General features: G+C 57.9%; 29 protein-coding genes and 1 pseudogene. 10 read left to right on the top strand and 20 right to left on the bottom strand.

The features are described 5' to 3' along the window. Window positions 1-267: 267 nt before the first annotated feature. The 4 genes from ABNH18_RS09265 to coaD form a co-directional block, all read right to left on the bottom strand. Window positions 268-687, bottom strand: a complete 420-nt coding sequence (locus ABNH18_RS09265; RefSeq protein ID WP_349382539.1) for an SRPBCC family protein — start codon at window positions 685-687, stop codon at window positions 268-270. A 147-nt stretch (window positions 688-834) separates the two neighbouring features. Beyond that, window positions 835-1881 carry an NAD(P)H-dependent flavin oxidoreductase gene (locus tag ABNH18_RS09260; protein WP_349382538.1) on the bottom strand — a complete coding sequence of 349 codons (1047 nt, stop codon included), beginning with the start codon at window positions 1879-1881 and terminating at the stop codon, window positions 835-837. Between the two features lie 31 nt (window positions 1882-1912). Then, window positions 1913-3589, bottom strand: a complete 1677-nt coding sequence (gene ggt / locus ABNH18_RS09255; protein WP_349382537.1) for a gamma-glutamyltransferase — start codon at window positions 3587-3589, stop codon at window positions 1913-1915. A 217-nt stretch (window positions 3590-3806) separates the two neighbouring features. Further along, the gene (gene coaD, locus ABNH18_RS09250; RefSeq protein ID WP_349382536.1) at window positions 3807-4298 is read right to left on the bottom strand and encodes a pantetheine-phosphate adenylyltransferase; all 492 of its coding nucleotides are present in this window, start codon (window positions 4296-4298) and stop codon (window positions 3807-3809) included. A gap of 444 nt (window positions 4299-4742) precedes the next feature. Here coaD and ABNH18_RS09245 point away from each other — a divergent pair, with 444 nt between their 5' ends. The 4 genes from ABNH18_RS09245 to ABNH18_RS09230 are packed head-to-tail and all read left to right on the top strand — an operon-like array spanning window position 4743 to window position 7093. After that, window positions 4743-5723, top strand: a complete 981-nt coding sequence (locus ABNH18_RS09245; protein ID WP_349382535.1) for a hypothetical protein — start codon at window positions 4743-4745, stop codon at window positions 5721-5723. Between the two features lie 2 nt (window positions 5724-5725). After that, window positions 5726-6277, top strand: a complete 552-nt coding sequence (locus tag ABNH18_RS09240) for a GTP-binding protein (RefSeq protein ID WP_349382534.1) — start codon at window positions 5726-5728, stop codon at window positions 6275-6277. After that, on the top strand, window positions 6274-6678 hold the full coding sequence (locus tag ABNH18_RS09235; RefSeq protein WP_349382533.1) for a roadblock/LC7 domain-containing protein: 405 nt from the start codon (window positions 6274-6276) through the stop codon (window positions 6676-6678). The genes ABNH18_RS09240 and ABNH18_RS09235 overlap by 4 nt, the downstream gene beginning before the upstream one ends. A 55-nt stretch (window positions 6679-6733) precedes the next feature. Continuing rightward, window positions 6734-7093, top strand: coding sequence for a hypothetical protein (locus tag ABNH18_RS09230; protein ID WP_349382532.1), 360 nt, complete (start codon window positions 6734-6736; stop codon window positions 7091-7093). A gap of 91 nt (window positions 7094-7184) precedes the next feature. On the opposite strand, the gene ABNH18_RS09225 is transcribed toward ABNH18_RS09230, so the two are convergent. Next, window positions 7185-8243, bottom strand: coding sequence for an SDR family oxidoreductase (locus tag ABNH18_RS09225; protein WP_349382531.1), 1059 nt, complete (start codon window positions 8241-8243; stop codon window positions 7185-7187). Between the two features lie 103 nt (window positions 8244-8346). Between ABNH18_RS09225 and ABNH18_RS09220 the strand changes: the two genes are divergently transcribed. Both ABNH18_RS09220 and ABNH18_RS09215 read left to right on the top strand, forming a co-directional pair. Next, window positions 8347-8745: a MerR family transcriptional regulator gene (locus tag ABNH18_RS09220; protein WP_349382530.1), complete on the top strand. Its 399-nt coding sequence runs from the start codon at window positions 8347-8349 to the stop codon at window positions 8743-8745. 167 nt (window positions 8746-8912) lie between these two features. Beyond that, window positions 8913-9497, top strand: a complete 585-nt coding sequence (locus ABNH18_RS09215) for a DUF4334 domain-containing protein (protein WP_349382529.1) — start codon at window positions 8913-8915, stop codon at window positions 9495-9497. Between the two features lie 40 nt (window positions 9498-9537). Here ABNH18_RS09215 and ABNH18_RS09210 read toward each other — a convergent pair whose 3' ends face one another. The 4 genes from ABNH18_RS09210 to ABNH18_RS09195 all read right to left on the bottom strand — a co-directional run bounded on the left by ABNH18_RS09210 (window position 9538) and on the right by ABNH18_RS09195 (window position 14377). Continuing rightward, the gene (locus ABNH18_RS09210) at window positions 9538-10401 is read right to left on the bottom strand and encodes a PA4780 family RIO1-like protein kinase (protein WP_349382528.1); all 864 of its coding nucleotides are present in this window, start codon (window positions 10399-10401) and stop codon (window positions 9538-9540) included. Window positions 10402-10550: 149 nt separating this feature from the next. Then, a complete protein-coding gene (locus ABNH18_RS09205; protein WP_349382527.1) occupies window positions 10551-12161 on the bottom strand; it encodes a GMC family oxidoreductase in 1611 nt (536 codons plus the stop codon). Window positions 12162-12222: 61 nt separating this feature from the next. Continuing rightward, on the bottom strand, window positions 12223-12756 hold the full coding sequence (locus ABNH18_RS09200; protein WP_349382526.1) for a twin-arginine translocation signal domain-containing protein: 534 nt from the start codon (window positions 12754-12756) through the stop codon (window positions 12223-12225). 178 nt (window positions 12757-12934) lie between these two features. Further along, window positions 12935-14377, bottom strand: coding sequence for a coniferyl aldehyde dehydrogenase (locus ABNH18_RS09195; RefSeq protein WP_349382525.1), 1443 nt, complete (start codon window positions 14375-14377; stop codon window positions 12935-12937). A 129-nt stretch (window positions 14378-14506) separates the two neighbouring features. On the opposite strand from ABNH18_RS09195, the gene ABNH18_RS09190 reads away from it, so the two are divergent. After that, complete coding sequence (locus ABNH18_RS09190) at window positions 14507-15205, top strand: TetR/AcrR family transcriptional regulator (RefSeq protein WP_349382524.1); 699 nt, start codon at window positions 14507-14509, stop codon at window positions 15203-15205. A gap of 16 nt (window positions 15206-15221) precedes the next feature. On the opposite strand, the gene ABNH18_RS09185 is transcribed toward ABNH18_RS09190, so the two are convergent. Next, a complete protein-coding gene (locus ABNH18_RS09185; RefSeq protein ID WP_349382523.1) occupies window positions 15222-16208 on the bottom strand; it encodes a YheT family hydrolase in 987 nt (328 codons plus the stop codon). Window positions 16209-16313: 105 nt separating this feature from the next. Here ABNH18_RS09185 and ABNH18_RS09180 point away from each other — a divergent pair, with 105 nt between their 5' ends. The 3 genes from ABNH18_RS09180 (at window position 16314) to ABNH18_RS09170 (ending at window position 18334) form a co-directional block, all read left to right on the top strand. Beyond that, window positions 16314-17036, top strand: coding sequence for a 16S rRNA (uracil(1498)-N(3))-methyltransferase (locus ABNH18_RS09180; protein WP_349382522.1), 723 nt, complete (start codon window positions 16314-16316; stop codon window positions 17034-17036). After that, entirely contained in the window at window positions 17026-17409 is a 384-nt protein-coding gene (locus tag ABNH18_RS09175) for a DUF1294 domain-containing protein (RefSeq protein ID WP_349382521.1), read from the top strand. The genes ABNH18_RS09180 and ABNH18_RS09175 overlap by 11 nt, the downstream gene beginning before the upstream one ends. Before the next feature lie 73 nt (window positions 17410-17482). Continuing rightward, window positions 17483-18334, top strand: coding sequence for a DMT family transporter (locus ABNH18_RS09170; protein ID WP_349382520.1), 852 nt, complete (start codon window positions 17483-17485; stop codon window positions 18332-18334). Between the two features lie 43 nt (window positions 18335-18377). Here ABNH18_RS09170 and ABNH18_RS16915 read toward each other — a convergent pair. The 10 genes and pseudogenes from ABNH18_RS16915 to ABNH18_RS09115 form a co-directional block, all read right to left on the bottom strand. Further along, window positions 18378-18961: pseudogene (locus ABNH18_RS16915) on the bottom strand (YoaK family protein). Between the two features lie 143 nt (window positions 18962-19104). Continuing rightward, window positions 19105-19572 carry a helix-turn-helix domain-containing protein gene (locus ABNH18_RS09155; RefSeq protein WP_349382517.1) on the bottom strand — a complete coding sequence of 156 codons (468 nt, stop codon included), beginning with the start codon at window positions 19570-19572 and terminating at the stop codon, window positions 19105-19107. Window positions 19573-19684: 112 nt separating this feature from the next. Next, the gene (gene gloA, locus ABNH18_RS09150) at window positions 19685-20227 is read right to left on the bottom strand and encodes a lactoylglutathione lyase (RefSeq protein WP_349382516.1); all 543 of its coding nucleotides are present in this window, start codon (window positions 20225-20227) and stop codon (window positions 19685-19687) included. A gap of 161 nt (window positions 20228-20388) precedes the next feature. Then, entirely contained in the window at window positions 20389-21348 is a 960-nt protein-coding gene (locus ABNH18_RS09145) for an SPFH domain-containing protein (protein WP_349382515.1), read from the bottom strand. Window positions 21349-21372: 24 nt separating this feature from the next. Further along, a complete protein-coding gene (locus tag ABNH18_RS09140) occupies window positions 21373-21837 on the bottom strand; it encodes an NfeD family protein (RefSeq protein ID WP_349382514.1) in 465 nt (154 codons plus the stop codon). Window positions 21838-22167: 330 nt separating this feature from the next. Next, window positions 22168-22656: an FKBP-type peptidyl-prolyl cis-trans isomerase gene (locus ABNH18_RS09135; protein ID WP_349382513.1), complete on the bottom strand. Its 489-nt coding sequence runs from the start codon at window positions 22654-22656 to the stop codon at window positions 22168-22170. An 82-nt stretch (window positions 22657-22738) separates the two neighbouring features. Next, window positions 22739-24259 carry a BCCT family transporter gene (locus ABNH18_RS09130; RefSeq protein WP_349382512.1) on the bottom strand — a complete coding sequence of 507 codons (1521 nt, stop codon included), beginning with the start codon at window positions 24257-24259 and terminating at the stop codon, window positions 22739-22741. 180 nt (window positions 24260-24439) lie between these two features. Next, window positions 24440-25432, bottom strand: a complete 993-nt coding sequence (locus ABNH18_RS09125) for a lysophospholipid acyltransferase family protein (RefSeq protein ID WP_349382511.1) — start codon at window positions 25430-25432, stop codon at window positions 24440-24442. Next, window positions 25425-26432 carry an MBL fold metallo-hydrolase gene (locus tag ABNH18_RS09120; protein ID WP_349382510.1) on the bottom strand — a complete coding sequence of 336 codons (1008 nt, stop codon included), beginning with the start codon at window positions 26430-26432 and terminating at the stop codon, window positions 25425-25427. Before ABNH18_RS09120 ends, ABNH18_RS09125 begins: the two co-directional genes overlap by 8 nt. Further along, window positions 26429-26884 (bottom strand): chemotaxis protein CheW, encoded by a 456-nt coding sequence (locus ABNH18_RS09115; protein WP_349382509.1) that lies wholly within the window; start codon window positions 26882-26884, stop codon window positions 26429-26431. Before ABNH18_RS09115 ends, ABNH18_RS09120 begins: the two co-directional genes overlap by 4 nt. Window positions 26885-26935: the final 51 nt, after the last annotated feature.

Raw genomic sequence — 26935 nt, 5'->3', positions numbered from 1 at the left:
GATCGAGCTTTTTCTTACTGACATCAATACCGATGGTAGCCATCTCTCCACTTCTCCTTGTTCGTGCAGCCTCATCCGGTCAACGGAGGGCTCGGATACCGTTCAAGTTGTAAGAGAAATACTGGCGGGACCTATCTACGTCACAGGCTCAGGGCCTCAGGTCGGATACGGGTTGCCCGCCAGCAGTGGCGAAAGGGTAGCAAATCCTTCCGCCGGAGAGACACAAGGTCGGATTAGGCCGAAGGCCGTAATCCGACAGCCAGAGCTTTAGAGCTTCAGCTTGTTCAGTCCGCGGTCAATGGCCTGGCCCAAGCCGGCTTTGATGATCGGGCCGATCAGTGGCAGCTTGCCTTCAAACTCGATGGTATAGTCCAGCTGGCTGCCACCATTGGCCGCTTCAGAAAAGCGCATGACACCCTTGTGGTGCTTCAGCGGGCTGCCCTTGGTGATGGTGTACTCAATACGTTCGTTGGGGACCACTTTGGTGACGGTTTCCTCGAACGGTGGCGCGATAAGAATCTGCATTTTCCGCGTGGAACCCACCCCGTTGGGGCTGTCTTGCCCATCCTTGATGCGTTTGATTTTGGCCGGGGCAAAAATCAGTTCCAGGTTCTCGTGCACGCTGAGAAAGTCGAACAGCTTGTCCACAGAGAACGGAAAGGTCTTGGAAATCTCGATGCGTTGCATGGCGTTGCTCCCACTGCAGCCCGGCAAGGCCGCCGGGAAAGATTCATACTACCAAAGGGGGGTAGTAAACAGGGTGTCGATTTTGCCTGTTGGCTGCCCGCCCACAAGGTTAGTTTGGGCCATAGCGTTGTTCGTGGCCGCTTGATCCTACCACCGTGTGCTAACGAACCCTTCAGCCAACCAGGCCGTCACACTCGCAGCACTGTCTTCGCGGCAGCCGCTGGCGTTCTGTCCTGCCCACAGAGGCGAGTAGTCACCGCTGCCCTGCGCTTCCGCGGCGGCGCGCAATGGTCCGATGGCGTTCCCCGCCAGCGGGAATGCCGGTGCAGTGTCCGGGAAGTAGCCCAGTTCATGCATCAGCCGGTTGACCATACCCCGGGCGGGGCGCCCGGAAAAGGCCGTGGTTAATGCGGTGTGTCGGGCCCGGTCGCTATTCAGCCATTCACGGTGCACGGGTTTGGTGGTGGCTTCCGGACACAGCAGGTAGGCCGTGCCCACTTGCACGGCGGTTGCGCCTAACGCCATGGAGGCCCGTACGCCGGCTGGGCTGGCAATGCCGCCGGCCGCAATCACCGGAATCGATACCGCGTCTGCGATCTGTGGCAACAGGCTGAAGGTGCCCTGCTGAAGGCTCAGGTCATCACTGAGAAAGTGGCCCCGATGACCGCCTGCTTCCAGCCCTTGCGCAATCACCGCATCGGCGCCTTTTGACTCCAGCCAGCGAGCTTCCTCCACCGTGGTGGCGCTGGAGAGTACGGTGGCCCCGGTGGCTTTTACCCGATCCAGCAGGCTGGCCTCCGGCAAGCCGTAATGAAAGCTCACTACCGCAGGGGTAAGGCGTTCCAGCACGGCGGCGCTGTCGGCATCGAAGGGTTGCCGTGACGGCCCGCCGGGAATGGCCGTGGAGTCTACGCCAAATTCGCGGTAATACGGGCGCAAGGTATCCACCCAGCGTGGCTCCCCTTCTGCATCCACTGCGGGGGTGTCATGGCAGAAAAAATTCACGTTGAAAGGGCCGTCGGTGGCCTTGCGGAGGTGGGTGAGCTGTTCCTCCAGCGCAGCGGCGCTCAGCATCCCCGCCGGCAGAGAGCCGAGCCCGCCAGACAGGCAGACAGCCGCGGCCAGGTGCCAATCCTGCACCCCGGCCATGGGCGCCTGGATCAGGGGAAAGTCGGTACCAGGCAGGGAAGGCATGGTGGGCTCCGGTGCATTAAGGCTATGGTTTTCAGTGTTCAGCCGTTGGCGACGGGTTGCGCACTTCGGCACTGCCAATACCACGGGGGTCGCTGGCAGCGGTGACTTCGCCGCTATCCTTGCGCCACAGAATGGCCTGCATATTGCCGTAATTGCGGCCGGTGGAGACCACCTTGTGGCCCCTCAGCATCAGTTCCTTGGCCGCCTGGCTGCCGACGAATTCCGGTTCGGCCTGCACTTCGTCAGGTAAGAACTGGTGATGGAAACGCACTCGGCTGACCCAGTCTTCCACGGGCTTGTTGTTGGCGGCTTCAAGCACGCCGAGCATGACCATGGAGATGATCCGGCTGCCGCCGGGGGTGCCGAGAATGGCGATCCGGTCGTCGAATTCTACAAAGGTGGGGCTCATGGACGACAAGGGACGTTTGCCGGGGGCAATGGCGTTGGCCTTGCTGCCGACCAGGCCGTAGGCATTGGGGCTGCCGGGCTTGGCGGAGAAATCGTCCATTTCATTATTGAGCAGGACACCGGTACCCGGGGCCACAAAGCCGCTACCGAATGGCAGGTTGATGCTTAGCGTAGCGGCGACCCGGTTGCCGTTTTTATCCATGACCGAAAAATGGGTGGTATGAAAGCCCTCTTCCACCCCGATGGGCTTGCCCAGGCTGCTGCTGGGGGTGGCCTTGTCCAGGGTGATGCTGTTGGCGCGCTGTTTGGCGTAGTCGGTACTCAACAGCTTATCCACAGGCATATCCACAAAGTCCGGATCGCCCAGATAGCGGGCCCGGTCTTGGTAGGCGCGGCGCATGGCTTCGATGGCCAGGTGAGGGGTCATATCGCCGGTGTCGCCGTCGTTGAACTGACTGAGAATATTCAGTGCTTCGCCCATGACGATGCCGCCGGAGGACGGCGGCGGTGCGGAGATAACCCGGCCGCCCCGGAACTGACTGACGGTGGGCGAGCGTTCCACCACGGTGTAATCGGCCAGATCGTCCAGCGTCCAAATACCGCCGGCCTGCTGGACACCGTCCACCAGTTGTTTGGCTACCTCGCCCTGATAGAAGCCGGCGTTACCCTTTTCCGCGATGGCGGTGAGTGCCCGGGCCAGGTCTGGTTGCTGAATCAGATGGTTGTTGGGGGGCACCTTGCCGTTATGCAGGAAGATGGCGGCGGCTTCCGGGAAGCGGTTGAGTACATCTTCCCGGTATCCGGCCAGCTTGCGGTAGTGGTCTTCCACGCGAAAGCCGTCAGTGGCCAGGGCGATGGCAGGAGCCAGGGTGGAAGTGAGTGGCAACTTACCGTAGTTGTCAGCCAGATGGGCGAATGCGGCGGCCTGGCCGGGAATGCCGGCGGCACTGGGGCCGTTCACTGCCCAGTCGCGCATCACGTTGCCGTCTTTGTCTTGGTACATGGTGGCGGAGGCGGCACCCGGCGCGGTTTCGCGGGCGTCCACAAAGGTCTGCAAGCCGTCCTCTTCCCGATGCAGCAGCCAGAAGCCGCCACCGCCCATGCCGGCAGAATAGGGTTCGACCACCGCCAGGGCCGCCGCCACGGCTACGGCTGCATCGAAGGCATTACCGCCCTGCGCCAGAATATCGAGCCCGGCTTGCGTGGCCAGTGGATGGGCGCTGGCCACCGCATTCTTGCCCGGTCCGGCCGCCTGGGCGGACACGGTGATCAGCAGCAGGATCGGGAGCAGGTAACGCATGGGGTTCCTCCGTGGGTGCCGGTGTTTATCGATGGACGGCCGGTTTTGTTGTTATACGAGCAGCTGCAAGCCACAAGCTTCAACACGGTCAGGGGTATGCGGGGTTGACCTTTACGCCCTGCCCGCGCACCAGCACTCGAGTCGCGGCTATGCCCTTTCCGGATCATCAAGCAGCGGGCCGCGTTGAAGCTTGCTGCTTGACGCTTGTGGCTATCTGTTACTTCTTCCGCGCCTGGCGCTTTTCTTCCAGGGCGTCTGCGACCAGTGGTGGCACAAAGTTATTCACATCCCCGTCTAGCAGGGCGATTTCACGGATCAGGGAGCTGGAAATAAAGGACAGGTGTTCCGCGGGGGTCAGGAATACCGTCTCCAGCTCCGGGGCCAGCTGCCGGTTCATATTGGCCAGTTGGAACTCGTACTCGAAGTCACTGACGGCGCGCAGGCCCCGTAACAGGATGTTACCGCCCTCTTCCCGACAGAAATGGGCCAGTAGCTTGGAAAAACCGGTGACCTTCACGTTCGGCAGGTGCGACAGCGCTCTCCGGGTCAGGTCCACTCGCTCTTCCAGCGTAAACAGGGGGCCCTTCTTCTCGCTGGCGGCGATGCCTACTACGACTTCATCAAACATTTTGGCGGCCCGTTCCACCAAGTCCAGGTGGCCATTGGTAATCGGATCGAAGGTGCCGGGGTAAATTACGCGGTTGGTCATGCTTGGCTCGCTCTGTCGCGGTAGAAACCGTACCCGGCTGTGTGCCAGATACCCACTGTGCCGCAAGCATACCCGATGCGTTGGCAGAGTTGCAGGTATGGCCATGGTGGGTGGCAAGGGAGCATAGCAAGGAGGTCGTTACAACAAGCCGGTGGAATAGTGTCGAGTGAAGTCGTGGCATGTAAGGATTCACGCACAAAGTAAGATTAAAGTTTTATTACATAAAACAGGGCTCTAGTTATTATGCCGTATACAAACTGTTCATATGTTTCATCCGTTTTTATCGTCCACTTGTCGTCATCTGTTTGCTGAATGCAATCTCGCAGGACTAATTTGGGACGTGGGTCACACTTGATGGCCGGAAGGTAATTCCGGAAGACACCGGTCCCAATGATGGGTTTGGATTATCAGGGATAGTTGCCGACTTAATGGATTATGTGAGCGATGAAAAACCAACGGCTGGGATTTGTAGGATTGGGGGATGATACGGCAAGCGCTTGCCTGTCCATGTTGAAAATCATGGAAGGTAGAGCCGCTGTGAGCTGGAGTCTTAGTGACCCGGATAACGCAGATGTGTTGATGATTTCCTGCGATCAAACAGGGGAAACACAACGCTGGGAGCGAAGTGATAAGCCTCGCATTGTGGTGTACCGCGGTAATCAGCAGAAGCCGTCTTCTCCGTTCGTTTTACAGCATCCTTTTCGGGTTATGCAACTATTATCGGTTCTCGACGAGGTGGCGGGCACGCTATCTTCCAGGGGCAAGACGGCGCCTCAAGTAACTGCTCCGGCTCAGCCCTCTTCTGCGCCGGGGGCTGTCTCTACGAATACGGTGTCACCTTTCTGGTTATCCCTGCACGAAGCGGTTAATGGCAATGTGGCTGACCCGGCCGGATTATTGATGGCCACATCTCCTCATGGCCCCTTGTATTTTAAGCCGGCGTCACAGCGTTTCTATGCAAGTAAAACACTGTTCCGTCAGTTGGCGGCGGGATCCTTGCCGCTAGGTTCATTGACACCGACAACGGATGCGGTTTCCGACGACATGGTGGCCTGCCCATTATTTTCTGTGTGTTGGATGGTATCCCGGTATGACGCCATACATTTGGCGCCGTGGATGAACCCTGAAGGGGCTTTTCACCTCAAGCGTTGGCCCAGCTTTGGCACCCTGGAAAAAAGCCGCACGCATTTATCGTTGTGCGCCCTTATGACCAAGCGACCTTTGACCCGCGAACAACTACAGCAGATCTCACAATGCAGCGAAGACGAGCTCGATCGTTTTATCAATGCCTGTGAGATGAGTGACTTGATGGTATTTGAAGAAGCGGTGCAAGCTCCCTTGCCGGTTGCCTCCGAAGAGGGAAACAAGGGACGTTTTGGTGGCCTGATACAAGGTTTGCGTAGTCGGCTGGGGTTGAGTGCTTAGCGATGACAAATGATGAATTCAAAATTCTTTTTACTGGCCCCATGGGGGCGGGGAAAACGACTGCGATTACCGCTTTAAGTGATCAGGAATGTGTGTCTACTGATGTGGTGAATACCGATATTGATCAGTGTGATAAGGAAATGACAACCGCAGCGTTGGACTACGGTTACATTGATATTCCTGGTGGCGGCGGTGTGCGTTTGTACGGAACACCAGGGCAGGAACGGTTTCGTTTCATGTGGCCCATTCTCGCCAATAACGCTGCGGGCGTTATCGTTCTTTTGAATGGTGAACATCCAGATCTGGATAGTCATCTTTCTGTATTCGTAGATGCGTTTTGGGAGCAGGGAGCCATGCCGATGGTTATTGGCATAGGGCGCCTGGATAGCGAGGACTTTGAAGTGATCGAGCGAATCACTGATGCTTTGCTGGAACGTCATATTTCACCGCCCATTTTTTCTGTGGATGTCAGAGAAAAAGATGATGTTTTATTGCTGGTAGAGGCATTGCTTTGCCAGATTGAAGTTAACGAAATGGGAATGATGCAAGCATGAAAGACGCTTCTCCGATGGGAAAAACCGAAACAGCGGTTGCCCAGAAAGAACTCGAAATGTTTCAGGAAAATACTAAAGGCGTGACCTCCGCCGTATTGCTCAGCACGGATGGTTTTGAAGTGGCCTCGTTGCAGGTCAACAAGGAAAGCGCAAGCCGTCTTGCGGCCATGGGTAGTTCGTTGGCGGCGATAAGCTCTGCCATTGCCAAGGAAGCCGGCATTTCTGAATGCAGTCGGCTGATCGTCGAGTCCGATGAAGGTGTTGTTGCGGTCATGAAGGTTCCGAATCTAAAGCCACCACTGGCACTTGCAGTGGTAGCGAACGATGCCTCGTTATTGGGGCAGCTTCTCTGGGGGGCCAAGAATTGTTGTGCCGCTCTTGAGGAAAAACTGAAAAAGTGAATTTTATAACCCGTTAAAAATTTCGGGATAACATAAGTGTTGAAGGAGATTTACCATGGCGAATGTCAAAGAAAGTATGGATCAGCTTCTGCAGTCTGACGGTGCCATGTGTACCGCCATTGTTGATGCCAACAGTGGTATGGTTCTGGGTCAGGCTGGTTCCGGTCTGGATCTGGAGCTGGCAGCGGCGGGCAACACGGAAGTGGTTCGTGCAAAACTGAAAACCATGAAGAGCCTGGGGCTCAATGACAAGATTGAAGACATCCTGATTACTCTGGGAACCCAGTACCACATTATCCGCCCGGTAGCGTCGAAAGAAGGGCTGTTTATCTATCTGGTGCTGGACAAGGGAAAGTCAAACCTGGCGCTGGCGCGTCGCAACTGCCAGGAAGTGGAATCCACGCTGTCGTTGTAATCTGCTTATCCCCGCCACCTCCCGGTTGGCGGGGTTTTTTCTTTCTCTTATTTTTTTCTGCTGCATATCAACGTAACAGACCGGCTGATCGTTATGGCGACAGTGGTGTGTCGTATTGCTGTTGGTAGCGAAGCGTGCTCGCCTTGATCACTGTTGTCATGTTGGGCGCCACTAATCGATGCTGTTGAAGAAACGCTTCCGTGGTTGTCGTATCAAAACGTGTGGGCTGAATAAAATGCAGCGCTTCGGGGTAGGTGTTCATCAGTGCCGGCAGGCCGGGAATGCGCAGTAACGCGGCCAGCACAGGCAGTGGAATATGGTGGTTGGGGGCGCGTTTGCCCATGTGGACAGCCGCCTGTGCCAGCATGGGTTGCAGGTTGGGGGTGTTGGCATCCAATGCCAGTAATTTGCCCGGCACTGTTGCGATGGTGGCGCCCAGTCGAATGATCTCGGCGAGGTGATCCACGGCGACCAGCGGTAACCAGTGCGCCCGGGTGCCGGGAACCAGAGCCATGCGCCCGCGGGCCAGATTATCGAGCAAGCTATAGAGAGGCTGACTGTCATCGAGCTCCCCGCTTTTGCTATGACCGGCCACCGTGGCGGGCTGCACTTCCACAAGATCCAGCTCATGGTGCGTGGCAAACTCTCGAACTCGAAACGCCGCTTCCAGTTTGCTGGCTTCGTAGCCGCCGGCGCGGCGGTACACCTGTGGCCAATGAGTGCGTGAAGCGTTTTCCAGATCAATACCAAGCCGGTTCAGGTGAGCATGGTTTTCCAGCATGAAACCGCTGATAAACACCAGGCGACATTGCTGTTGGTGGGCCAGCTCTGCCACGGCCAGGCTGCCGGTGACATTGGTGCGTCGGGCCATCTCGTTGTCGAGCTGCCAGGCGAAACGGGCGCCGAGATGAATAATGGCATCCAGCGTGGGGAGCGGCTGGTCGAGCCCCAGTGTCGGCTGGTCCAGGTCGCCGCTAACGGCCCGGATCAGCTGCCCTTGCCCGCCGAGTCTGTCCACCTGCTGACGTAGCGTATCGAGTTGGCTATCCGCGTCGCGCAGCATGGCGATAACGGCGTGGTTGTGTCGGGTCAGGCTGGCGCAGACGTGGCGGCCGATAAAGCCGGTGGCGCCGGTGATAAAGACAGTCATGGCGAGGTCCTTTTCTTGGATTCAGCGGTATGCAGAGAAAGCTCACGACTACGCTAAGGTGTAGAGTATGCTCTAAGGTCAACAGGGAATTAGTGAGCCATGTATGCGTATTGCAGAGCTGGAAGAGCGGACCGGTGTGAGCCGCCATACATTGCGTTATTACGAGAAGGAGGGGTTGCTGCTGGAGGTGGATCGGCGCGGCAATAATTATCGGGATTATTCGGAAAAAGCGGTGCAGAGAGTTGGCATGGTGCGCCAGCTCAAGGCGCTGGGGTTTTCGCTCAAGGAAATTCGCGATGTCCTGGATGCCCTGCGCAGTGACAGTATTGATTGTGATCAGGGGGCGGCGTTGATGGCCGAGAAGAAAGCGGCGGTGGATAGCAAGATCGCTGAGCTGAAGGCGGTCAGTGCAATGCTGGGTGATGAGCAGAAACGCTTGCTTGCCAGTGCCGAGGCGCAGCGGCGGCGCCAGTCCTGTCTCAGTGATTCAGCGGCTGACTAAACGCATTTACCGTTGTTGTTTCCTTGCTGCGGGCAGAGCAGCGTTTCCTGTCAATTCTGGTGGTTTTGGTTAGTGCCCTGGTCGGACAAGTGCGTTTTTTTACTGGCACACGGATGGCGCGGCCATTAGCGTGATTTCCCTCTATTCACTAAGTGCCAGGAATACCCATGAGTCGTGCAACGCAAGCCAATCCTTCTGTTCAGGCTGTACCGGGCCTGTCGTTCACTGCCGCAAAAGCACAGGGGCAAGTGTCCCGCGAGGACGCGCTGTCGATTTTTGATGCCCTGGAACCGGTGGCCCCGGATTTTATGATCGGTGCCTGGAAAGGCGAAGGTTTTGAAACCGGCCACCCGCTGGACGGAGTGCTGGAGCGTTGCCATTGGCATGGCAAACGCTTCGAGAGCGAAGAGCATGTGCATCCGCTGGTGTTCCGCAAGGTGTCGGGCAGGCTGACCTCGGTGAAGCCGTTGCTGGCCATGCCGGGGCTGGGATTGCTGGACTCAATGCCGTTTCTGAAGTCAGCGTTTGTGGGCAGGGTGTTCCAGTGGATGTTGCCGTTGTTGTCCGGGCGCAAGTCCGCCGCACGCCTGCGCACCACCACTTACCGGGGGGTGGCCACGGCGACCATGATGTACGATAACCTGCCGATCAACGATGTGTTTCGCAAAGTGGACGACAACACCTTGTTGGGCATCATGGATTTGAAAGGCATGAAGCAGCCGTTTTTCTTTGTGCTGCGCCGGGAGGCGTGAACGTGATGGGGTGAGGTGTGGGGCTCACGCTGGGCTATGCTCAACCGTAGGGGGCATCGTCGCTGTCGCTGAGCCGCTCGCGGCGCTCCTGTTCTTCCTCGAAGGCCGCCTTGATCTCTGCCAGAACATCATCCACATCGGCAATGTGTTCGTCGTCGTCCACTTGGCCGGTGAGCTCGCTGTCCGGGGTTAGCTCTCCGCTTTCGTATAAAGCCCAGATTTCCTGCCCGTAGCGGCTGCCACGCAGAGACGGTGCGTACTGGCCGTAGTAACGGGTCATGTTATCGACATCGCGATACAGCATAGCCTCGGCATTGTTGTTGGCGGCGGCATCCACCGCCTGGGGCAGGTCGATGATGACCGGGCCGTAGTCATCCACCAACACATTGAATTCCGATAGATCGCCGTGAATGATGCCGGCGCAGAGCATGCGTACCACGTATTGCATCATCAGGGCGTGGTCTTCTTCGGCTTGCTCGGCAGGCATCACCACTTCGCTCAGTCGCGGGGCCACATCGCCTTCATCGTCGGTGACCAGCTCCATCAGCAGCACGCCTTCGAGCATGTCGTAGGGCTTGGGCACGCGCACGCCGGCTTCTGCCAGCCGGCGCAGAGCGTCGACCTCGGCACTCTGCCAGATCTGCTCCTGCTGCTCGCGGCCAAACTTGGAGCCTTTTTCCATGGCCCGGCTGCGTCGGCTGTTACGCACTTTGCGCCCTTCGCGATACTGGGCGGCTTTCTTAAAGTTGCGCTTGGCAGCTTCTTTGTAGACTTTTGCGCAGCGGATTTCCTGGCCACAGCGGACCACGAAGATATCGGCTTCCTTGCCACTCATCAGACGGCTGATGACCTCATCGACGAGACCGTCGTCGACCAGGGGCTGTAAACGTTGCGGGGTTTTCATGCCGCACTTATACCTTATTTGGCGCGCGTCTTCGCCTGCTTCCTGCGGTTTTCGATGAGGATGGGTAAAGAAAAGACGGTTAGGAAGGCGAGGATGAAGAAAAGCCCTGCTGCGCAGATCGAGCTGCGCGGCAGGGTATCAGTGGCGGATTAGCCTTTCAGCTTGTCGGCCAGGGCGGAGGCATTGCGGGCGCTGAGGCCGTAGATGGACAGCTGTGGGTTGGCGCCAATGCTGGTGGGGAATACCGAACCATCGATGACGTAGAGCCCGTTCAGGTGCTTGAAGCTGCCATCACTGTTTACCGAACAGCGGCTCTCGTCCTGGCCCATGGTCAAGCCACCCATGACGTGGGCGCTGCCCAGGCCGGTAATAACGGGAGCGTAATCCAGTTGCTCTACTCCTTCGCGTGCCGCTTTCCAGCTTTTGTAGTAGCCGGCGTGGGAATGGCTGGGACGCACTTCTTTGGCGCCGGCGGCGAATTGCATTTCCAGCATGGTCAGGTGGGCTCGTTTGGTGCCCTCCAGCAAGTAATCATTCACCGGGTAATCCAGAAGCGGTTCGCCATTGTCACGCAGTTCCACGACGCCACCCTGGTTTTCGTCATGGAAACCGTCGCGAATCATGGCAATGGAGGCGGCCAAGTTGGGTAGCCGTTTGATTTCATCGCGGGCCCGTTCGCCAAAGCCGCCCATTAGGGCACTGGACAGCCCCGGGTGCATGGGCATCATTTCCATCTTGTAGCCCGCAGGACCATCCACGCCGTGCTTGAAGTTGAATTCGTCGGAATACACGGATTGGGGGGCGCCGTAGTACGGGGCGATTTCTTTGTCGTAGAGGCCGAAAGCAAAGCTGGTGGGGTGCAAGAAGGTGCGTTTGCCCATCAGGCTATTGGGGTCCGGGGCGTCGGAACGCATTAGTAATGCCGGGCTCTGGATGCCGCCGCCGGCAGCAATCACGGTTTTCGCTTTCAGGGTCACGGTGGCGCCGGTGGGCACCTTGTCGTCATTCAGCGGCCGCACGCGTACCCCGGTGACGGTGTCACCTTCGATAATCAGGGTGTCCGCCTGGGCGCTGTGAATCAGCGTGGAGCCGTGATCCAGGGCACCGGGAATGGTGGTGACCAGCATGGATTGCTTGGCGTTGGTGGGGCAGCCCATGCCGCAATAGCCGATGTTCCAGCAGCCGCTGACGTTGCGGGGAATCAGGGCAGAATGCCAGCCCCTGTCGTCGCAGCCACGCTTCATTACATCGTTGTTGGCGTTGGGCGGGATGGCCCACTTTTCCACCTTGAGGCGGGTTTCCATCTGTTGGAACCACGGGTCCAGCTGAGCCCGGCTGAGACCCTGCACGCCGAATTCGTCGTGCCAGTATTGCAGGGTTTCGTGGGGTGTGCGGAAACAGCTGGTCCAGTTGACCACGGTGGTGCCGCCCACCGTCCGCCCCTGCAGAATGGTCATCCCGGCATCCTTGGTGGCGCGCAGGGCGCCTTCCTGGTACAGGTCCCGGTAGGCTTGGCCTTCATCGAGTTTGAAGTCGTCGGAGCTTTTCAGTTTGCCGGCTTCCACCAGGATGACCTTGAGGCCACGCTGGCTGAGAATTTCAGCACTGACGCCGCCGCCGGCACCGGTGCCGACGATGATTACGTCGGCTTCCAGGGTGCGATTGTCGGTGATAGTGCGCCCGTCGAGTACGTCCCAGCCGTTGGCCGGGTCTTTCCAGGGGTCTTTCACGTTAATGGTGAGGGTGGTCAAGTCCTGCATGGCGTTATCCTTTTTCTTTGGCTAGCAGAGCGCACGCAATAAAGGCCGAAAGTGGCGCGTGTCAGGCAACGATTTTCTGGGGTGGGCCGGGGTAGCCGGTGCTGAGGGCGCCGGCCGGTTTTACATACCAGGCCATGTAGATGGGTTGTGTCAGGCCCTTGAAGGCCATGCGAGCCAGGCCTCGTTCGCTGGCAGCCCAGGCGGTTAGGGTCTGCTGGAGTTCCTCGGCGCTTTGCTCGGCAAAGCTGGCCCAGGTGCCGGTGATATACCAGCGGGCAGCGCCCAGCTGCATCAGGTCCAGCACCTGGAACAGTGCGCCACGAGTGCCGGGCATGCCTCCATCAAGCAGGTCATCGAAGGCTTTCATGCCGTCTTCGGCGGTGGCGCCCACATCGGTGAGGGCCGAGCCAAGCACGGCGCCCACCAACGGGGTGAGTAGATCCACGTCTTGCTGGCGAAAGTGTTTGTAGCCGGGTGCGGGGCCGTCGTTACTGGAGCAACCGGTGAGCAGGGCCAACCCGGAACCGGTGGCCAGTACTGCACTGCCGGCGGCGCTCAGCTTGAGGAAGCCGCGGCGATTGATTCCCTGATCCATAGCGCACTCTTCTTGTTTTGAGTTGAAAGGAGCAAGTTAAAAGTTGAAAAGCGCGGGTCAGGCGATTGAACGTTGTAACGCCAGGCCCGCGATTAACGGTAATGACGCGGGTATGGCCGTTCAGTAATCCTCGCCTTTTCCCGCGCTTTTTAACTTCATACTTTGAGCTTGGAGCTAATTATTTCAGCAGGTACTTGTAGATGAACTTGTGCATGCCGCGCCCGTAGGGGGGCAGGATGTGCTTGGTGGCGTTCATCTTGCCCTTTTTGTAGATGCCCTTGGCTTGGGAGAAGGTCTGGAAACCTTCAGGGCCGTGGTAGGCGCCCATGCCGGAGGGGCCGATGCCACCGAAAGGAATGTCATCCACGCCTACATGGGAAATGGTGTCGTTCAGACACACGCCCCCTGAATGGGTGTTTTTGAGTACGTGGTCGCCGTTTTCCTGATTCCAGTCGAAGTAATACAGCGCCAGCGGACGAGGCCGGTCGTTAACGTATTCAATGGCGTCATCCAGGGTTTTGTAGGGCACCACAATCATCAGCGGCCCGAAGATTTCGTCCTGGGCGATACGCATATCGTCGGTGACATTGAGCACCATGGTGTGCGGAATTTTCTGGCTGCCGGTGAAGTCTTCATTGGCCGGGTTAATTTCGATTACCGTGGCGCCTTTCTCGCGGGCTTCCTGAACATAGCCAGTGAGGCGGCTGTGCTGACGCTCGTTGACGATGGCAGTGAAATCCGGGTTGTTGAGCATAGTCGGGTAAGACTGGGTCACTTGCGCTTTCCAGGCTTCAATGAACTCGTCCACGCGGTTTTCCGGGCAGAGGATGTAATCCGGAGCCACGCAGGTCTGGCCAGAGTTGAGGCACTTGCCGAAGGCGATACGTTCGGCCGCGTCTTTCATGGGGAAGTCTTGGCCGATAATGCAGGGGCTCTTGCCGCCCAGCTCCAGAGTGACTGGCGTCAGGTTGGCGGAGGCGGCACGCATAATGTGCTTGCCCACGGTGGTGGAGCCAGTGAAAAGCAGGTGGTCGAAGGGCAGCTCAGAGAAAGCCTGGGCCACGTCGACTTCACCATTGATTACCGCCACCTGTTCCTGCGGGAAGGTGTCGGCGATCAGTTTTTCCAGCAGCGCGCCGGTGCGCGGAGTGGCTTCGCTCATCTTGACCATCACGCGGTTGCCGGCGGCCAGGGCGGTAATCAGTGGCACCACGGCCAGCTGCACCGGGTAGTTCCAGGGCACGATAATGCCGACCACGCCCAGCGGCTGGTATTCCACCCAGGTTTTGCCGGGCCAGTTCATGGCGCTGACATGGCGCTTGGACGGTTTCATCCATTTGCGCAGTTTCTTGGTGGTGTACTTCAGCCCTTCCAGGGTAATCATGATTTCCGCGAGCTTGGTTTCGTCGGCGGAACGGGTGGTGAAGTCGTTGTTCAGGGCGTCGGTCCAGGCGTCCATATGATCGAGCAACAACGGCTTGATCCGGCTGATCAGCTCAATGCGCTGTTCGGCGCTGGGATAAGGGTGCTGGCGGTATGCCGCTTTTTGGGCAGCGAAGATGCTCTGCATGCGAGCGATCTCTGGGTTGTTGCTGTGCAGATCTTTTACTTCGGCGACCATGGTCCTCGCCTCCCGAGTTAAATAGTTAGGTATGATGGAATGGTTTAAAAATTCACCTTGAGTCTGATTTTTAGAGTAATTACTCTAAGAGTCAACACAGTGTATCAGAAAGATCACATTTGGCCTCTTATGACCAGCACCAAAGACCGTATTCTGGAAACCAGCCTTGTCCTCTTTAACCGGCAGGGAGAGCGTAATGTGACCACCAACCACATTGCGGATGCCCTGGGGATTAGCCCGGGCAACCTGTATTACCACTTCCGTAATAAGGGAACGATTGTGGCGGCTCTGTTCGACCGCTATCAGCACCAACTGCTAGCACTTCTGGAAGCGCCTCAAGGGCCCCTGAGCTGGAAAGAGAAGGTGCATTACCTGGAGGGTTTGTTGGCGTCCATGTGGCAGTACCGCTTCTTTCATCGTGACCTGTCGCATTTTTTGCAGGCGGACCCGGCCCTGGCGTCGCAGTACCGGCAGTTTGTGGAAACCGTTCTGGTGCGTGGCACGGTGATTTATGAGGAATTGCGCACTAGCGGGATTCTGGCGCTGGACGATGAGCAGTTACAGGCGCTGATGGTCAACACCTGGGTTATGATGTCGTCGTGGGCGGCCATGATATATGGCCTGCGCCCGGACGCGGCGGCGGATGAAGGCCTGGATGAGCGCCTGATGCGCCATGGGGTGTACCAAATTATCTGTCTGGAAGAGCCGTTCTTGCAGGGCGAGACGCGGGCGCACCTGGCCGAAATGAAGGCCCGTTATCGGGCGTCTTCGAATACCACCGAATTGTTGCTGGGCCACGCGATTGGGTCGTCATCCGCGGCTTGCTGAGTGCCGCGCAATGGGATCAGCGAAATCCGAAGCCTTGTACAAAGGCCAATAGCCGTTGTTCCAGCCAGTAGCGTTGATCGCTGCCCCCCACAAACCCCACATGACCACCGTAATCGCTCACTTCCAGTGTTACCGCGGGGCCTAACTCCTCCTGCCGGGGTAGGGTTTGTGGGGTCATGAATGGATCATCACGGTTCTGCAGGATTAATGTCGGGGTACGGATCTGAAGCAGTTTGGGGCCGGCGGAACATTGCGCGTAATAGTGCCAGGCGCTGCGAAAACCATATAGCGGGGCGATGATCTGGTCGTCGTAGCGCCAGAACGAGCGAATGCCTCGCATATTCAGACGATGCAGCCGTTTGGCCTCCGGTGGGTTCACTTCGTCCAAGTGGGTTTTCTGGACGGCAAACTGTCCCAGCAGGTTTTTCAGCAGGTGCTGGCGGTACAGTTTCGACAGGCCCTGATCCAGTCGGTTGGCACAGATGTCCAGCCGCAACGGGGAGCAGACCGTGGCCACGGCACTCAGGTCACCGTTGTCCCGGTGGGCCAGCCAGTTCAGCAGGCGGCTACCGCCGAGCGAAACGCCAATGGCGATACGGTGGCCAGTGGGGTTTTCATGGAACACATGCTTGATCACTGCATCCACATCGTCCACTTCCCCGGCGTGATAACTCAGAGCGGTGTCATTGGGTTTCTTGGCGCCCCGGCTGTTGATAGCCACCGAACGAATGCCGGCTTCGGCCAGCACTGTCTGCATGCCGCGCATGTAATGGGAGTCGCTGCAGCCCGACAGCCCATGCAGTAACAGCACGGTGAGTTGACCGGGGCGACTTTCTGGCCCGGCCCAATCCAGCAACAGATAATCACCGTCCTTCAGGTTCAACCGCTCGCTGCGGCGTTCCACTTCCGGCAGGCTGCGGCCCATGGGGCCCCACAGGGTTTGCAGGTGCGGGTTGCGCAACCAAAACGGTGGTCGGAAAGCCGACCGTAGGATCTCGCCCATAGGCAGGGTCTCATCCGGCAGAGTGGGAAAATCACGCCTGTGGCGTGGCGCACGTATGGTAGCCTTTTGTTTTTCCCGCTGGCACCTATTCATGATGGAGATTGCATGTCGCGCCGTTTTTTTGATGATCAGGATTTCCATGTCGGCCAGGCCACCGAGTTAAGCACCAGTACCAGCCACCATATTGGCAAGGTGCTGCGCATGGCGGTGGCGGAAGAGCTGGTGGTCTTTAATGGCCGGGGAGGTGAATGGTCAGCGCGGATTACGGCGATCAGCAAAAAAGCGGTCACTGTTGAGCCGTTGGCCTTTACGGAACAGAACCGCAGCGCCCCGTTGGCGGTAACGGTGGCACTGCCCATGATCAAAGGCGAGCGCATGGACTACGCGATCCAGAAAGCCACCGAACTGGGTGTCAGTGAGTTGGTGATTCTCGACACGGAACGTTGCGAAGTGCGCCTCAAGGGTGAGCGGCAGGACAAGAAACTGTCCCACTGGCAGCAGGTAGCGACCAGTGCCTGTGAGCAATGTGGGTTGAACCGGGTGCCGACGGTGCGCGGCGTGCTGAACCTGCGGGACTGGTTGTCGTCGGATTTGCCCACCCTGAAACTGATTGCCCACCCCGGTGAACAGCCCTTCTCCCCTGCCGCCTTGCAGGAGGAAAAAGAGCTGGTTCTGCTCACCGGTCCGGAAGGTGGCTTTTCTGACGAGGAATTACAGCGAGCTGCGGATGCGGGCTTTGTCTCGTTCGCACTAGGCAACCGCGTGCTGCGAGCGGAAACGGCGCCGGTGGCGTTGCTGGCGGCACTGTGGGCATGGCATGGCCACTAGGGCCAGGGCGAAGACGCGTAACGCTCGTAACTCATCGGGCACCGCGGCAGCGCTGATTTATATCACGGTGTTTGCTGCGGTGCTGGGCATTTATGCGCGTCACCATCCCTGGCTGCCTTACTTGGCGCTCGCTTATGCGTTGTTCACGGTAATCACGCTGGTTTTTTATGCATGGGATAAGCGTGCGGCGGTGCATGGCCGCTCGCGTATTGCCGAGCAAAACCTGCATTTGCTGGCGGTGATTGGGGGTTGGCCGGGTGCCATGTTGGCGCGCCCCCTGTTTCGCCACAAAACCCGCAAGCAACCGTTCAGCGGCATTTTCTGGTGCACGGTGCTGCTGAATATGGCCATGGTGGGGGCGCTGTTGTGGTAACGGCTCGGGCGCTACAGACATTCGCTAAAAAGGGAGCGCGTAATGCAGCGAACCCGTTGGGTACAGTATTTTGATGGCATCACAGCGTAGCGTATGGCTGACGGTGTTAGCCATACTGGCCTTTGCGGCCAATTCGGTTTTATGCCGCCTTGCCCTGCGCGAAGGCGCTATTGATGCGGCCAGTTTTACGGCCGTACGGTTGGTGTCTGGTGCGCTCGCCTTGGCGTTGATTCTGGCATGGCGGGACCGTGGTGTACGCGCGATCGCCGCCCAGGGTAATCATGGTTCGGCGCTGGTCTTGTTTGTTTATGCTGCCGGGTTTTCTCTGGCCTATGTGGAGTTAGCCACGGGGACCGGCGCCTTGCTGCTCTTTGGTGCGGTGCAGGCCACCATGATTGGTATTGGCCTGTACCGGGGTGAACGGCTGGCGGTGGCGCAGTGGTTGGGCTTGGTAATGGCGTTGAGTGGTCTGGTGGCGCTGATGTTACCCGGCGCCACGGCACCGCCGCTGGCGGCGGCGGCCTTGATGCTAGTGGCAGGGGTTGCCTGGGGTGTGTATTCCCTGCGAGGCAAAGGTGCCGCTGATGCTACCGCGGTGACCGCGGGCAATTTTCTACGTTCACTGATGTGGTTGCTGCCGCTGGCAATCTTTGCCTGGCCAGAAGAATGGCCCCAGGGTGTCGGCATTGCCTATGGGATGTTGTCTGGTGCGCTGGCCTCTGGCGCGGGCTATGCCGTCTGGTATCTGGCGTTGCGAGGATTGGCTAGCTCCACGGCGGCTACGGTGCAATTGAGTGTGCCGGTGCTGGCGGCGTTAGCTGGGGTGGTCGGGTTAGAGGAACGTTTCACGATACGTTTATTGTTGGCGTCGCTGGCCATTCTGGGTGGCATCGCGTTAGTGATTCGCCGCGGTAATGAGCGTTGAAAAGCCTGCTGTAAGTTGCTGTAAGTGGCCGCAATGTATTGGGTTACCGATGCCCGCGACTGTAGGTCCAATAAATCATCGCCAACAAGGCGGCGAGAGAGGCAGGAGCGATCAACGCGGCAAAGTGAAGCAGCCGAAACAGTAAGGTGCCGGTCACGCCACCACAGATAAACCCACTGATGAGAAGAATGAAAAGTAATAATCGACGCCCATCGAGGGGGATGCCGCGTAGCCGGTTGCCGAGCATGATGCCCAGATCAGTGAATATCCCGGAGAGGTGAGTGGTGCGAATAATAGAGCCACTATATGTAGTGACCATGGCGTTCTGTAGGCCACAGGCTAGGGATGCCAGGTAGATTCCCACATCATTTCCCCGCTGCAGGAGTAGCATTGCTGTGACCAGTAATGCGGCTTCAATCAGCAGGGAAAGCCGTAATGTCGGCCCAGCTTCAGGGCAGTGCTGGTAATCAACAGGCCGCTGAGAGCGGCACCGGCCAAAAAGCTGAACAGGGTTAACAGCAGGTGTATGGCATCGCTGATGGCAAGATCGGCTAACGCCAGGCCCAGTAGGGACGATGTGCCGGTTAGATGAGATACCGATTGGTGACTGAAGCCCAGTAGCCCCACCGCATTGACGCTGCCCGCCAGAAACGCGAGTAGAAAGGCTCCAACTTCAACCCAGGGGGGAAGGCGTGTGAGCAAGTAAAACCCCGATATTTAGCCGTAATAATGTGCTAAGTGTAGCATGACCAATGACCGGGGTTTTCGGGCTATTTCTTTTTCTTCTTCTTGCTGTTTTTCGAGGTTTTTTTACTGTCCCCTTTTTTATCTGAAGTTTTCTTTTTTTCTTTCTTATCGCTCTTTTTACCTTTCTTGCTGTTCTTTTTGTCTGAATTTTTATCAGACTTATCTTTCTTGGCTTTTACGGGTTTCAGTGGTTTGATTTTTTTTACTTTTTTCTTCGTGTCAGTAGCCGGCGTATTGGCCTTTTCATCAGCCTTAACGGGGCCCGCTGCGGTGGTGGCAGCGGAGTCAAAGATGCCTAGCGCTACGGAGCGAAAACGGCGAAGACAATAGCGTACCTGACCAATGCTGAGCCCGGAATCGGCCGCGGCTTGTTGTTGGGTTGCCCCGCTGTTGAGGGCTAAAAGGGCTTTTGCGCGCGGGCCATCCGGTGCCGGTGTTTGCTCTCGGGCCAAGCAAGCTTTTTTCTGTGCGGCTGTAAGCAAGGTGGTCATTAAGTTTTCCCCATATGGTGAGTTTGGCGTCATGCCAAGCTCAGACCATAAGGGAGATTGAGGAGGAAAAGCAAAAACAGGCAGCGCCTGTCATTAAGTTGAAACAATAAAATCAGGACTGCTGCTTTTCCATCATATCGGCCTGAAGAATTTCAATCCAGTAGCCGTCCGGGTCTTTGATAAAGGCGAGGCCTTTCATTTTTCCGTCATTAGGCCGTTTGATGAATTCCACACCCAGTTTTTCGAAGCGTTCTGCTGCAGCGTACACGTCGGGAACGGTGATGCCGATGTGGCCAAAGCCTTGGGGTTCTGCATTGCCATCGTGATAGGAAAAATCGGCTTTCTCTTCGCTGCCCCAGTTGTGGGTTAGCTCCAGCATGGCTTCTCGGCCAAAGGTATAGGTGAGTCGCTTGGCAGAATCTGCAGGTACATCCCCGGCGTCTTCTTCACTCAGGTACCCGAGAAAGTAGAGGCTGAACTGCATTTCCGGAAAGTCCAGTTTGCGAATCAGTCGCATGCCCAATACTCGGGTATAAAAATCCAGGCTGGGCTTCGGATCCTTGATGCGCAGCATGGTCTGGTTGAACAGGTATTCGTGGGTGACTTCATCCGGGTGTTCAAACAGGCCGTCGGCTTTCTCAAAATGACGGGACATGAGGGCTCCTGATATTAGCAAGGGGGATATCAGGATATCGGGATAGCTAGCCGGGAAAACAACCCCGTAGGCTGGGTGTGACTAGAGGGCGAGGTTGCCTGCAAGCGAAAGGCGCTATCTAGCGCTTCGCAAGCAGGCAAGGCAAGGGCCTGGGGGGTAGATCAGGCCGGGGTTTTTTCCACGGTCTTGAGGACTTTTTGCAAGCCGGCAACGGTGCCGCCAATATCGCTGAGTCCTTGAGGTAGCAGCATGGTGGTGGATTCCTTGGCGACTTTTTCGAAGGCGGTTACGTACTGTTCTGCGATACGCAGGCTGACGGCTTCCTGGCCACCGTCTTCTTTCACGGCAGAGGCAACCTGACGCAGACCTTCACCGGTGGCGGTGGCGATCAGCTCAATTTGCTGCGCACGCCCTTCCGCTTCGTTGATCTGCTTCATTTTTTCACCTTCAGAGATGTTGATCATCTCCTGCTTCTCACCTTCGGAGCGGTTGATCGCCGCCTGGCGGTCACCCTCTGAACGGTTGATGGCGGCTTGGCGCTCCCCTTCGGACTCGGCTACCACGGCGCGACGTTCCCGCTCGGCGCGGACCTGTTTCTCCATGGCATCCTTGATGGATACGGGCAGGTTGATGTCGGCCACTTCGTAACGCAGCACTTTCACGCCCCAGGGCTGTGCCGCTTCGTCCACGGCGCGAACCACTTCCATGTTGATGTCGCCACGTTCTTCAAAGGTCTTGTCCAGATCGATTTTACCGATCACCGAACGCAGGGTGGTTTGTGCCAGCTGCTGGGCGGCCATCACGTAATCGTCTACGCCGTAGCTTGCGGCTTTCGGGTCGATCACCTGCAGGTACATGACACCGTCGATGGAGACTTCGATGTTGTCTTTGGTGATACAGCTCTGACGCGGCACGTCACGAACGATTTCTTTCAGGGAGTGCTTGTAGGCGACACGATCGATAAAGGGCATAAGAAAGTGCAGGCCCGCCTCTAGTGATGTTTGATATTTACCCAAACGTTCCACTACAAACACCTGCCGCTGGGGCACGGTGCGGATGACCATAAACAGCAGTACAACAACGCCCAGTGCGAGCAACCCGGAGATAATCAAACCAGCCATGAAATCTATTCCTTTTTATGACAATTAAACGGTTTCGTTGGAAGGGACGGTCCACGGCTCAACTGTGAGCCAAAGACCGTCGTGTTGAGTGATACGTACCATGTCGCCAGGGTTTAACGGCTGGCTGGATTGAGCCTGCCAGCGTGCGCCCCGGTAAGTCACTGAGCCGGTACCGTTGCTGAAGGCTTCGGCTACGATGGCGCGGTGGCCAATCAGGCCGGCGCTGTCGTCTTCACCGTTGCGTTGGTTTTCTTTGCCCATCAGTTTGTTGTTGAGCACGCGGCGCACAAACACCAGTAGCAGCACGCTGATAATGGCGAAGAGGGTCAGCTCCCACGTCGTGTCATCCAGCAGGCCGAGGAATTTCAGGCTACCCACCAGCAGAGCCGCGATACCGAAAAAGATCACTACCAGACCGGAGACGGCGAATTCGGCGATCATCAAAGCGAGCCCGGCGATAATCCAGTAACTGTATTCCGGCATATCCATTCCTGTGTTCCTTGGCGTTATTCTAATGCCCAAAGATAGCACGTTGGTGACAGGAACGTCGGTAGGAAATGGCTGAAAATGCGCAGTTGCAAGCCTCAAGCTACAACGCGGGGAGGGGTATTGGCTTGGGCGATGTGGTGGGCCGCGTTTCGGGGAAAAGTGACGAGTCACGAGTCACGAGTTTCGAAAAGCGAAAATAGTGAGCCCGGTTTTGCCTTTCGCAACTCGAACCAAGGGTTAAAGCACCTGCGGTGAGGTCGCGGGGAAGGCCTGTGAGTTTATCCGGCCTTCCCCGCGTTGTTGCGTGCCGCACGATGCGTGAAGCGGCTTTTAGTGCTGATGCCCGCCCTCTCCGTGGGCGTGTTTGTGGGCTTTCTCGTCGTCGCTGGCGTCGCGGATGTCGGTGATTTGAACCACGAAACGCAGGGACTTGCCGGCCAGCGGGTGGTTGGCATCCACGTCCACGGTTTTCAGGCCCACTTTCAAAATGGTGAGCATACGCGGGCCTTCATCGGTGGAAACGGTGACCACCTTGCCAGGTTCCAGTTTGCCCGCGTGTTTTAGGTATTTGCGGGAGATACGCTGGAACAGCTCGTTGTTGTATTCGCCGTAGGCGTCTTCCGGGCTAATGGTGACATCCACTTCATCGCCGGTGTTTTTGCCTTCCAGTGCGGTTTCCAGTCCCTTGATGATGTTGTTGTAGCCGTGCAGGTAAGCCATGGGCTCGCCGGTTTCCTGCGAGCTTTCAATCTCACTGCCGTCATCGGCGTTGAACAGGCTGTATTGCAAGGTGACAACCTTGCCGTTTTCGATAGTCATGCAAGCCACTCCAGGGGCAGAAAATAGGGAGCCGGATGCGGGCCCGGGGCAGCATTGTGCCGCCGCCCTGAGCCGCAGGCAATTAGGCTTGTTGCTTGCGCAACAGTTCGCCGGCGAGTGCCGGGCCAGTCCACAGGCTGGGCAGCAGAATCAGTGAGACGGGCACCGCCGTGACCACAATAAATTTCTGCAATGCGCCAATGCCGCCATCTCCGATGCTGATCAGAATAGCGGCGCTGGCGCCCATCATGATGCCCCAGAATACCCGTATGGCCGACGGCGGCTCTTCGGTGCCGGTCATCACCACGGACACGCTATAGGTCATGGAGTCGCCGGTGGTGGCCACGAAGATGGTAGTGAGTACCAGGAACAGGGCGGACAGCAAGGTGCCCCAAGGCAGGGCCTGGGTGGTGGCTAGCAAGGCAGCGGGCAAATTAAAGCCTTCAAAAGGCTTGGAAATAATGCCCGGTTGGGCAATTTCCAGAGAGATGCCGGTGCCGCCGACAATGGTGAACCAGAAACAGGTTACCAGCGGGGCCACTAGGGCAACCACACCGACCAGTTCGCGCAGGGTTCGCCCGCGGGAAATGCGCGCCACGAACAGCGCCATCAACGGGCCGTAGCCAATAAACCAGCCCCAGAAAAACACCGTCCACCAGTCCAGCCAGCCAGCATCGCCGCGGAAGGTGGCCATGGGGAAAAATTCGCCCAGATAGGTGCCGAAGCCTTGAACAAAACCGTCAACGATAAAGGCAGTAGGGCCGGCAATCAGGATAAAGAGCATCAGCACAACGGCGAGCATCACATTGAAACGGCTGAGTAACTGGATACCCCGGTTTACGCCGCTGATCGCGCTCAGGGTGTAGATTAGCACCAGCCCCAGAATGACGGCGAGTTGGGTGGTGTAGCTGTCGGCCACACCAAACAGTGCATTCAGACCAAAGCTGACCTGCAGGCCGAGAAAGCCAATGGGCCCCACCGTGCCGGCGACTACGGCCAGTACACAGCAGGCGTCGACTATGGCTCCGCCAGGGCCGTGCAGGATGCGCTCACCGAATACCGGATAGAGGAGTGTTCGGGGCTTTAGCGGCAATCCTTTTTCATAGTGCAGCACCATCAGGGTAATGCTGGTCAGGCAGCCGAGGATGGCCCAGGCCAGAAAGCCCCAGTGCATGAAGCTTTGCGCCAGGGCATTGGTGCCCTGCTCCATGGCACTGCCTGCTTCACCAAACAGTGGGGGGGCCGAGATGAAATGAGCAATGGGTTCCGCTGCTGCCCAGAATACGCCGCCACCGGCTAGCAGGGTGCACATGATGATCGACACCCACTTGAACGTGGACAGTTCCGGTTTATCCATCCCCCCCAAGCGAACGCTGCCAGTGCGGCCGATGGCCAGATACAGGGAAACAAAAAAGGTGGCTAGCATCAGTAGCTGCCAATAGGCGCCGAACAGCTGGGTGGACCACTGAAAGCTGGTTTGTACCCAGGCCGCTGTTTGTTCGATATCCCAGAGGGACAGGCCGACAAACAGCAGGATCAGGCCGCCGCTAAGGATAAAGGCCGGCACATCCACGGCCTGGAAGGTGCGAGAGAAGAAAGACATTGTCGTTTCCTGTGAGAAGCGACCAGGACGCAGACGAGGCTGCGGCAAGCAAGGAGACCAGAACGGATAATCCGGTAACTGCGGCCAGGACCTTGGGTCACAGGTAAATGAATACGTTGCGCAAACGCATGCAACACTGGGGCCATTCTAACACGGCTTGCCAGCAGGCTGGCAGTAGGCTCAGTGTTCCGCGTCGGGGTGCAGGCCCAGCGCTTTGCGGTCGGTGCCGTTGCGAATCTCGGCGAGCAGGCGGTTGGATTGCCGGTACCAATTGCGTCGACCTTGGGGCCCCCATTTGAAGCGTTTGTAAGTCCACTGATACTGAGCCAGATTGCGATCAATATAACACTGTAAGCTGCTGTTCATGGCGGTGAGCACCTCGGTGGTATCGTTGGCCTGCTCCATAGCCGGGGACTCTTCGAAGTGCAGGTGAATATCTTTCACGCCGCCTTCGCCGCGAATACAGGACACGATAAACACATGGGGGCGGTAACGCTGGACCAGTTTGTCGATCAACGCCGGGGTGGGCACGTCATAGCCAAAAAAGGGCACAGAGGGATTACTGCGGTTGCCCGGATTGTGGTCGGAAAGAATGCCCAAGGTGCCGCCGGCTTTCATGGCGGCCAGTGCCTGTTTGACGCCCTGGCTATTGGTCGGAATAAGCACGGAGCCGGTGCGTTCGCGGGCCGCTTTGACCATGGCATCCATCAGCGTGGCGGGGTGGGGCTGGTACATGATCAGCGTTTTGTCCCGGCTGCCCTTGTCGCCCACATACAGGTTGCTGATTTCCCAGCTACCCTGGTGCAATGACAGCATCAATACTGGCCGTTCGCTGGCGCAGGCCTCGAGAAAGGCCTGCTCACCGTGGATATGGCTGACCCGCGACAGGGTTTCTTCCACGGGCCGGTGCCACACATGGCTGAATTCGGTGAGCGTGCGGCCCAGTTCGCGCAGGCTTTGTCGGCCGATTTTTTTGGCTTCGGCGTAGGACAGCTGCGGGTGGGTGGCCAGCAGGTTGATCAGCACTACCCGGTAGGCACCCGCATAGCGTAGCGGCACCAGGGAAACCAGGGTGGCTACGGCGGCGCCGAAACCGGTGATCAGTGGCAAGGGAAGCCAGGCAAGCAGGCGGACCACCATCCATAGGCGGCGGCCTGGGTATTGTTTATTCATGTGTCAGTTCAATGGTCAGGGTTTCGCCATGTTGCGGAACCCGAAAATGTGCATGTTCGATGTGTTGGTCTGTCAGGGCCTGGGCCAGCGCTTTCGGCGGTGCATCCATGGGCTCGTCAGTGAGCACGAAGGTGCCCCAGTGCATGGCCAGAGACTGGCGCGCCTGAATATCCTGATGGATTTTCACCGCTTCCGCCGGGTTGATGTGCACCGGCGACATAAACCAGCGCGGCTCGTAGGCCCCGATGGGTAATAATGCCAGATCTACCGGCCCGAATACTTGTCCAATTTCGTTAAACAATGGTGCGTATCCGGTATCGCCGGCAAAATAGAGGCTGAAATCCGGGAAATTCAGGCGCCAGCTGCACCACAGGGTCTGGTTGTGATCGTTGGGGCCGCGTCCACTGAAGTGCTGGGCGGGCAAACAGAAAGCTTCGACCTGACCGTGGTAATCGCTTTGCCACCAGCCCAGTTCGATGATTCGCTCTACTCCCAGTTTCTGCAGCCAGGCTTTGATACCTCGGGGAACGAACCAGAGGATATCGCGGCCGAAGCGGGCCTGTAATTGCTTTACCGACGCCTTGTCCAGATGGTCATAGTGGTTGTGTGATACCAGTACCGCATTGATGTCGGGCAGCTGGTCAATGGTCAGTGCCGGCGGTACGGCCCGTTTCGGGCCGGCGAAGGTGAACGGGGAACAACGGTCGGAAAACACCGGGTCGGTGAGCAGATTCCAGCCACGGTGCTGGAACAGATAGGTAGCATGGCCGATCCAGGTGATCTGTGGGCGGTTACCTGGCTGACGCAGCTGTTCCGGGTCCGGGGTGTGCAGGGGAAAGGACTGATGGCCGGGAAAGCGCCCGCGCGACTCCCACTGCCAGCGCAGAAAGGCGCCGAGCCCGTGGTGTGGGGTGTCAAACCGGTTACGGAAAGCATGCCCACGGCGCTGGCTGGCGGGTTCCTCAGCGGCCAGCGCGGCCAGTCGCTCACGGTCGATCATGCCGGCTTCTGCAGCCCCGCCACGGCACCCTCAATGGCGTCCAGATCCGGAATCACCGCCAGGTCGCCGCCAACCTGAATGTACATGGCTTCCGCAGGCCCGGTATCCACGGGTTCTTCCACCGGATCGTCCTTGCCCACTTTTATCAGGCGGGGAATCCCCTGCACGATCACCGCATAAAAAGGCGCCTTGCTGGCCACGGTGTTAAGCACCGCAATACGGGCATCCTGGCCGATGGTGACCTGGCCGGATTCGTTGAGCTTTTCGAATGACAACAGCGGGATCTGTTGGTCCCGCCAGCTGAGCCAGCCAAGCAGCCATTCCGGGCCATGGCCAGGGCGATCCGGTTGGCGCAGCGGGATCACCTCGGCCACCACAATATTGGGTACCAGCCAGGGCCGCCCCTGCATGGGGATCAGCAGGCTGGAAATGTCGGATGGTAAACTGCTCATAACTCACCTCAATAAATAAACCCGACGACAATGGAGTGCGCCTCGCCAGGC

It is taken from the genome of Alcanivorax sp., assembly GCF_040118815.1.
Taxonomy (GTDB): Bacteria; Pseudomonadota; Gammaproteobacteria; order Pseudomonadales; family Alcanivoracaceae; genus Alcanivorax.
Note: the sequence above shows the minus strand (reverse complement) of the source record. Positions and strands in the feature narration are given on the sequence as shown.